We start from the raw sequence: 7,791 nt of genomic DNA, 5'->3' as shown, positions 1-7,791 counted from the left end.
GGGCGCGCCCGCCGGGTCCGGCGCGGCGGTCGTCGACCGCGGCTGCTCGGTCTGCGTGGGACTGCTCTGCGCCGGGGTGGGACGGGTCGGCGTCTCCTGCGCCGCGGCGACGGGCGGCAGGACGAGACCGGACCCCACCACCGACGCCACGAGGGGAGCCGCGAGGAGGGACGCCCACCGGGAACGGGGGCTCGCGTGTGCGCTGGGGGTCGCCATGTGTTGTTCTCTTTCTTGCCGCGTCGTCTCGCCGGATCGTCTGGTGGGCGCGCGTCGCACCCGGCCCGCGTCACCTGTGTCTGGGGCCCGGGTCCGCGGCGCGCCCGCGGGTTCCCCTCCCGCGGCCGAACCCGGTGGTCAGATGCGACCGGGGCCCCGCACAGAATCTACGCGCGGGGCCCCGGTGTGACGGGTGAGGACTCGCTGTGAAAGGGCGAATCCGTCCTATTTAGTTGTGCCGGTCGACGGTGCGGCTCAGTAGCCGGCCCAGGCGTGGGCGTCCATCACGTCCAGGATCTGCGCCGAGCGCGCCGCGATGAGGTCGTCGTTCCAGTAGCCCCAGCCGTGGATACCGGTGGTGCGGTACTCGAAGATGGCCTTGTTCGGGGCCGCGTTCATCGTGTTCTGGAACGCCAGGGTCGAGCCGCGGGACAGGCCCTCGAGGATGATGCCGTTGAACGTGTTGAACACGGCCTGCAGGCTGGAGGGCTGGTCGTACTGGCCCGGGATGGCGGAGCCGGCGGTGACGTACATCGGGATGTCACGCAGCTTGTCGGCGTTGAGCAGCGGGTCGTTGCGACCCCACGCGGGCGCGCCGGGCAGGCCCCACATGGCGAACGGGTCGCACTTGCACTGGTCGAACATCGCCAGCGGGATCATGGTGTACATGCCCGGGGCGGTCGGGTTCATGTAGCCGGAGAAGACCGACACCTGCTTGAACTGGTTCGGGTGGTTGGCCGCGAGCGTCGCGGCGGCGGAGCCGCCCATCGACAGACCGGCGATCGCGTTGTTGTCGCGACGCACGCCGAAGTGGTCCGCCAGGTAGTTCGGCAGCTCACGGGTCAGGAACGTCTCGTACTTGTACTCCAGCAGGTTGCCGCCCAGGTTGATGGGCCGCTGCCAGTCGGAGTAGAAGGACACCTGGCCGCCGACGGGCATGACCAGGGTGATGTTGTCCTGCAGGAAGATGCGCTGCGCCTGGGCGTCGTGGGTCCACGCGTTCCAGTCGTCACGCGCCCGCAGTCCGTCCAGCAGGTAGAGACCGGCGTTGCCACCGAAGCGCGCGGGCTGCACCTGCACCTTGATGTGCCGGTTCATCGCCGGGGACCACACGTGGCAGAGCTGGACCCAGGACGCGACCGGATCCCACTCGCAGCCCGGCCGCAGCCAGTTGCGGAAACCGACCGGGTTCTCGTTCCCACCGGCGGGCTGGAACGCGGGGGCGGCCGGCGGAGGGGCCGACGAACCCGCCGAGCCGAGGCTGGCAGAGGAACCCTGCTCGGTCGCCTGGGCGCCGGCCAGTGCCGGGGCGCCGACGAGGAGCCCTGCGGCCGTCGCCAGAGCGGTGAGCCCGGCGGCGAACCGGCGCCGGAGGGTGGAGTGGGACATTCGTTGGTTCCTTTGTTCGTTCCTGGTGCCCCGCGGGGCATCGGTGACGTTCATCGGACCGGCCCCACCAGGGAAGGACCGGAACTGCGACATCGAGGTCATCGATACTGTCGCGCACTTTGGGACAGGTGTTACAGGTCGGGGACCGATTCGACCCCTGACTGTTACCGTTTCGAGACAACAGCGAGCGCCACCCTACCGAGTGCCCTGGTACTTCTCCACCTCCTCAGGCATCGGTAAGCCGCACCTCTGCACCTCGTACGCAGGGATTCTGTTGATCCGGTACTCGGCGAATGAGAATGCGTTCACCAGGTTCGACCACCGCCGCTCGGGGGTCAACGGGGCGGAATACGACTCGATCAGCGCCTGCGTCGCCGGACACTGCAGCGCGACCTCGGCCTGGTTGACCCAGTTCACGTCGATCCACCGCGGGAAGTTGACCGGGTCCTCGATCACCTGCTTCTGCGCGAGCACCCAGTCGTACGGCAGGAACTTGTCGTGCCCGATCCGCCCGTCCTCCATCCGGTCCGTGTGCGCGGCCAGCGGCGAGGCCAGGCCGACCGTGTCGTACACGCCCACGTCGAGGGGCAGGTTCATGCTCGTCATGCCCAGGTTGAGGAACACGACGGTCTTGACGGGGTCCTCGGGCAGCTCGAACGGCGCGAGCCCGGGCATCGGGTGGTCGTAGGCGACGACGTCCCAGCGGTCCTGGAAGCCCGGCATCGGCAGGAACACCGCCCCCGTCTCGTTGCGGGAGACGTCGCGCACGAGCGCGCGCATGCGCGGGAAGTCGAGGTAGTCGTCGGCGAGGAGCGGGTGTCTGTGCCCCGTGCGCTGGATGTAGAACTGCCGCTCGTCGACGATGCCGGCCGAGGTGATGGACTCCGGTTCCTCGCGGAAGGGGTCCTCGGTGACCTGGACGGTCACCGCCCATCCGACGACGACGAGCCACGCGGCCGCGGTCACGGGTACCGCCACCCGCCGCACGGAGGCGTCCGCGGACCCGCGGGCGGGCCCTACGGGCAGGGGCACCACCGAGACGGGCAGGAGGATCAGGAACAGGGACGGCAGGAGCACGCGGCCGTGCATGAAGTCGCCGCCGACGCGGGTGACGTACAGCAGCATCACCAGGCCCACGACGAGGAACGCGCCGGTGACGACCGGGGTGGAGCGCACCCGGCCCCGCAGGCGGAGCAGCCGGCCGCCCTCGTCGTCGTCCTCTTCTCCCGACCCGGAATCCGCTACCGCCCCTCCCGGCCGGGAATCCGCTACCGCCGCACCGGATCCGCTACCCCTGTGAGGGGAGCGGATCCCGAGTCGGAGTAGCGGATGTGCGGACGATGCCGGTCCGGACGATGCCGGTCCGTGGGCCGTCCGCGCCCACAGGGCCACGAGGCCCGCGACGAGGACGGCGACGAGCGGCAGCAGGAGCACGTACGGCGCGAGCAGATCCCACAGGTACTCGGCGCCCTTGTCCCACTTCGACCCGCCGGCGTCCTTGGCCACGGCCGTGAGCGGGTACGGCAGCGCGTAGTACGACATCCGCCAGAGCTGGTAGGCCACCGGCACCGTGCCCGCGATGACGACGAGCCAGCCCAGGTGCCGCCACGACTGGCGGGACGCCGCCATCATCGCGAGGAAGACCGCCGCCGCCAGCGCCATCTCGGGCCGGACGAGCGGCCCCAGGCCGGCGATGAACGCGATCGCCGCCGTCCCCGGTGCGGGCAGGCCGGAGCGGCCCTCGCGATGCGGAGAGCGGGCCCAGAGCTGCAGGCCCAGCCACATGACGCCGATCCAGCAGATCACCAGTCCTGTCTCGAGTCCGGAACTGGCGAAGTCGCGGGCAGGCGGCAGCATGACGTAGACGAGGACACCGAACGGCAGGAGCAGCATCGGCCCGCCCGCCGGCGCGCGTCGGGTGCCGCGGTACATCACGCGGGCGCCCAGCATCGCGCACGCCACCGCCACCATGCTCAGCGTGAGCGCCAGTCCCAGCGCGACCAGCTCGAGGCGGTAGCCGACGACCTCGTGGGTGCCGTAGATGAGATAGGTCCACAGCGTGGAGGTGTTGGACTCGACCCGCTCCCCCGCGTTGAACACCGGGCCGTTTCCGGCCACGAGGTTGCGGACCGTCCGCAGCACGATGAGACCGTCGTCGGCGATCCACCGCCGCTGCCACGCGCCGGCGAAGAAGATCGCCACCACCACGGCGAGCCCGGTCCAGAAGACCGCGTCTCCCCGCCCGCGTCCGACCACGTCGCGGTGCTCGGCCCGCGGGTCGCCGGATCCGGCCCCGCGCTGGTCGCGACGACCGTCACGGCGCTCTGCCGTCACCTCCGACATCGTCCGTCCGCCGGACTCAGGCGATCGACGGGACGATGTAGACGCCGATCACGACGGTGAGGACCCACAGCGCCGCGAGGACCTGCAGGACGCGGTCGCCGAGGGCGATGTCCTCGGGCTCGCCGGCCTGCGCGGCGTCGACGTCGACCGCGTAGCGCAGGACGGCGATGGTGAACGGCACGATCGAGATCTGCAGCCAGATCGCCGCCCCGTTCGGCTGCGTCGGGTCGGAGCCGCGGTCGTACGCCCACAGGGCGTAGCAGAGCACGAGCACCGTCGCCGAGAGCGTCCAGACGAACCGCAGGTAGGTGGGGGTGTAACTCTCCAACGCCTTGCGGATCTTGGCGCCGGTCTTCAGGTGCAGGCTCAGCTCGGCGTAGCGCTTGCCGGCGGCCATGAACAGCGAACCGAACGCCATGACCAGCAGGAACCACTGCGAGATGTCGACCTCGGCGGCCGCGCCACCGGCGACCGCGCGCAGCAGGAAGCCGGAGGAGACGAACGCGATGTCGAGCACCGGCTGGTGCTTGAGCCCGAAGCAGTACATGAGCTGCAGGACGATGTACACGGCCACGACGATCGCCAGGGCCGGGTGCGCCAGCAGCACCGAGATCGCGATCGACGCGATGATGAGTACCACCGCCATGCCGTACGCCAACCCCACGGGCAGGACGCCCGCCGCGATGGGGCGGAACCGCTTGGTCGGGTGGGCGCGGTCGGCCTCGACGTCCAACGCGTCGTTGATGAGGTACACGCTCGAGGCGGCCATGCAGAACGCCACGAACGCGATGAACACCGAGAACAGGACGCTGCCGTCGGTGAGGGTCTGGGACCCGGCCGCCGCGGGCGCGGCGATGACGAGGACGTTCTTGACCCACTGACGCGGCCGGAGCGCCTTGACCATGCCGTCGAGGAGGTTCTTGGGCGGCGCGCCCTTGGCATCCTCCTCCGCCGCGGCGATGTCGTCGATCTCGTTGGCGGTATGCGGTTCGGCGCCGAGGAGGTGGTGGTCTGCCCCGCCCCGGGTCACCGGCGCTCCGGACTGATCGGTCATCGCTTCTCCTCGCGGTTCTGGGTGACGCCTGGGCCCGCCGCGCCGTCGCGCAGTGCCCCGGGCAGGACCTGCTGGACCGCGTCCGAGGGCCAGACCGCGCGGGTGAGGGCGGCACAGCCCGCACCGACGGCGGCACCGGCGACCACATCCGAAGGGTAATGGACTCCGAGCACCAACCTGGACGCCAGCATCACCGGCACGAGCGCCGGCGCGACGGGCACCCCGGTCACCGACCCCGCGAGCAGGGCGAACGCGGTCGTCGAGGTCGCGTGGGATGAGGGGAAGCTCAGCTTGGAGGGGGTGCCCACCCCCACGGCGACGGACGGGTGGTCCGGCCGGCGACGACGCACGACGCGCTTGACGACGACGGACGTGGCGTGGGCGCCGAAGCTGCCGATGCCCACCATCGCCCAGCGACCCCGGCGGGCGGGATCGACGACCATCCCGGCCGCCGCGATCACCATCCACCCGAGGGCGTGCTCGCCGACGTGCGACAGCGTCACGGCCGCCTGACGCGACCCGGGCACCGCGAGCAGGCGCTTCTGCACCGCCGCCAGGAGCCGGACCTCGCCGGTGGTTACGGGGATCTCGACCGAACCCACGGGATCAGGCATCGAAGACACGGCTCCAGGCCTCCTTGGTCACGAGTTCGGTGTGGGCGTCACGGTAGCGGCGCCGCATCTCGGGGAACCGCCGGAACAGCTCGCGGTGCAGGGCCGCCGACTCCTTGAACAGCGCGGCGGCCAGCTCGCGGTCGCGCTTGCGGTAGACCACCCCGCGGCCGTCGGCGGTGGTGACCGTGGCGCCGTCGACCCGGCTGAGCGAGTACCAGCGCGCCTCGATCGGCGGGAAGTTCGCCTGCGGCACCTCGTGGTGACGCTTGTCGTCCTTGCTCAGGGTGTGCGCGAGACCCCTGGCCAGCGCGACGGCCTTGCGGACCGGGCCGCGGGGCTCGGAGTGGATCCCGGCCGGGCCGCCCGACGGCGCGGGCAGGTCGACGGCCGACGGGATGACCACGGCGTCCGGGAACTCCGCGCGCATGGCCCGCACCTTGGGCAGGGCGGTGGGCAACAACTCGTACAGGGCCTCGGGGCCGCGGAGGAAGTCGCGGATCGCCTCGATCTGGATGGCCACCGTCGAGTACTCGAGGCAGACCAGGTGCTTGACCAGCGCCTTGAGGCTGGACTGCATGATCCCCTTGTGGTCGCCGTCGTGGTAGAGCGAGGCCACCACGAGGCGGTTACGCAGGTGGAAGTAGGCCTGCCAGTCGATCGCGTCGTCCTTGTCCGACCACGCCATGTGCCAGATCGCCACACCGGGCATGGTGACCGTCGGGTGGCCGGCGCGTCGCGCGCGCAGGCCGTACTCCGCGTCGTCCCACTTGATGAACAGCGGCAGCGGTTGGCCGATCTTCTCTGCCACGACGCGCGGGATGAGGCACATCCACCAGCCATTGTAGTCCACGTCGATGCGGCGGTGCAGCGGCTTGGGGTTGTCGCGGTCCGTGAGCTGGTACGTGGAGAAGTCGTAGTCGTAGTCCGCGTGCGGGGCGGCGGTCCACATGAAGTCGTGAGCGCCCACCACCTCGCCCATCGTGTGCAGGTGGCTGCGCTCCTGCAGGTTGAGCATCTGCCCGCCGACCAGCATCGGGACGGTGGCGAAACGCCCGAACGCCAGCGCCCGCAGGATCGAGTCGGGTTCGATCTCGATGTCGTCGTCCATGTACAGGATGTACGGCGAGTCCGTCAGCCTGCGCGCCTCGTACATGATGCGGCTGTAGCCGCCCGACCCGCCGAGGTTCGGCTGGTCGAAGATGTGCAGCCGGTCGCCGAGGAACTCCGCCGCCTCCGCGAAGCCGGGCTCGTCGCGGACCTTCCTGTCGCCCTGGTCCGGCATGAGGACCGCGTCGATCACCGCGTCGACCTCGGGGTCGGACGTCAGCGCGCGCAGCGCGGCCACCGCGTCACCGGGCCGGTTGAACGTGGGAATCCCGACGGTCACGCGGCGGTCGTTGGGCACCTGCACGGCCGGGTCGGGTCGGCCGTCCGGGCCGGCGTCGGGGCGCGTGGCCGGGGCGTCGACGGCGGAGTACCAGCCGCCCGAGAGCAGCTCGACGTCCGTGTCGGAGGTGAGGTCGAACCAGATCCAGCCGCCGTCCTCGAACGGTCCGAGGTCACACATGAACTCGACCGTGGTGACCTGCCCGGCCTGACCCGGCTCGCCGACGACGTCGCCGGTGATCGCGATCCGGGAGCCGTCGATCTTCGAGCGGTACAGGTCGACGCGGCCGGCGCCGCGGACGGTCAGCCGCAGGACGACCTCGTCCAGGACCGTCCACCGGCGCCAGTAGGCCGCGGCGAACGCGTTGAAGTAGGTGGCGAAGGAGACCTCGGAGTCGGCGCCGATGCCGAGCGACGTCCGGGTGGACGAGTGGGCGCGGCGGGAGTTGGTGGGGGCCTCGTCGAGGTAGAGCGCGCGCACGTCGAGCGGCTCGCCGGCCCGCGGCAGGATGATCCGCTGGAGGCATTCCCGGCCACGTGGATCGGCGAGCGCGGCGACCGATCGCTCGACCTCGTCGACCAACTCGTGGTGGCCGTGATGTTCCATGTGTGCGTGTCCCCGTCCCGACGGCCGGGGCCGCCCTCGTCCACATTGCTGTGCCCTGTCGCACCTCCGCGCCCGCTGCGCCGCCGCCGGGGAGGCGCGGCCGCGGGACGAAAGCCGGGTCGATCGTACCCGTCGGGTCCGACGCACCCCGCCCACCACGCGCCGGGGCCCACCCGCGCGCG

At 71.0% G+C, this 7,791-nt stretch carries 5 protein-coding genes and 1 pseudogene; all 6 read right to left on the bottom strand.

The genetic code is table 11. The features are described 5' to 3' along the window. Window positions 1-216: pseudogene (locus G6030_RS07935) on the bottom strand (esterase); the annotation flags it as partial. A 255-nt stretch (window positions 217-471) separates the two neighbouring features. Continuing rightward, window positions 472-1,605, bottom strand: a complete 1,134-nt coding sequence (locus G6030_RS07930) for an alpha/beta hydrolase family protein (RefSeq protein ID WP_182642747.1) — start codon at window positions 1,603-1,605, stop codon at window positions 472-474. A gap of 195 nt (window positions 1,606-1,800) precedes the next feature. Beyond that, window positions 1,801-3,948 carry an arabinosyltransferase gene (locus G6030_RS07925; RefSeq protein WP_182642746.1) on the bottom strand — a complete coding sequence of 716 codons (2,148 nt, stop codon included), beginning with the start codon at window positions 3,946-3,948 and terminating at the stop codon, window positions 1,801-1,803. Window positions 3,949-3,964: 16 nt separating this feature from the next. After that, window positions 3,965-5,002, bottom strand: a complete 1,038-nt coding sequence (locus G6030_RS07920) for a decaprenyl-phosphate phosphoribosyltransferase (RefSeq protein ID WP_182642745.1) — start codon at window positions 5,000-5,002, stop codon at window positions 3,965-3,967. Beyond that, a complete protein-coding gene (locus G6030_RS07915; protein ID WP_182642744.1) occupies window positions 4,999-5,616 on the bottom strand; it encodes a phosphatase PAP2 family protein in 618 nt (205 codons plus the stop codon). Before G6030_RS07915 ends, G6030_RS07920 begins: the two co-directional genes overlap by 4 nt. After that, on the bottom strand, window positions 5,609-7,609 hold the full coding sequence (locus G6030_RS07910) for a glycosyltransferase (protein ID WP_241724241.1): 2,001 nt from the start codon (window positions 7,607-7,609) through the stop codon (window positions 5,609-5,611). The genes G6030_RS07915 and G6030_RS07910 overlap by 8 nt, the downstream gene beginning before the upstream one ends. Window positions 7,610-7,791 lie beyond the last annotated feature (182 nt).

Origin of the sequence: Dietzia sp. E1 (genome assembly GCF_014145015.1) — a bacterium.
GTDB classification, from domain to species: Bacteria; Actinomycetota; Actinomycetes; order Mycobacteriales; family Mycobacteriaceae; genus Dietzia; species Dietzia cinnamea_A.
This window is presented reverse-complemented; position numbering and strand designations above follow the sequence as displayed.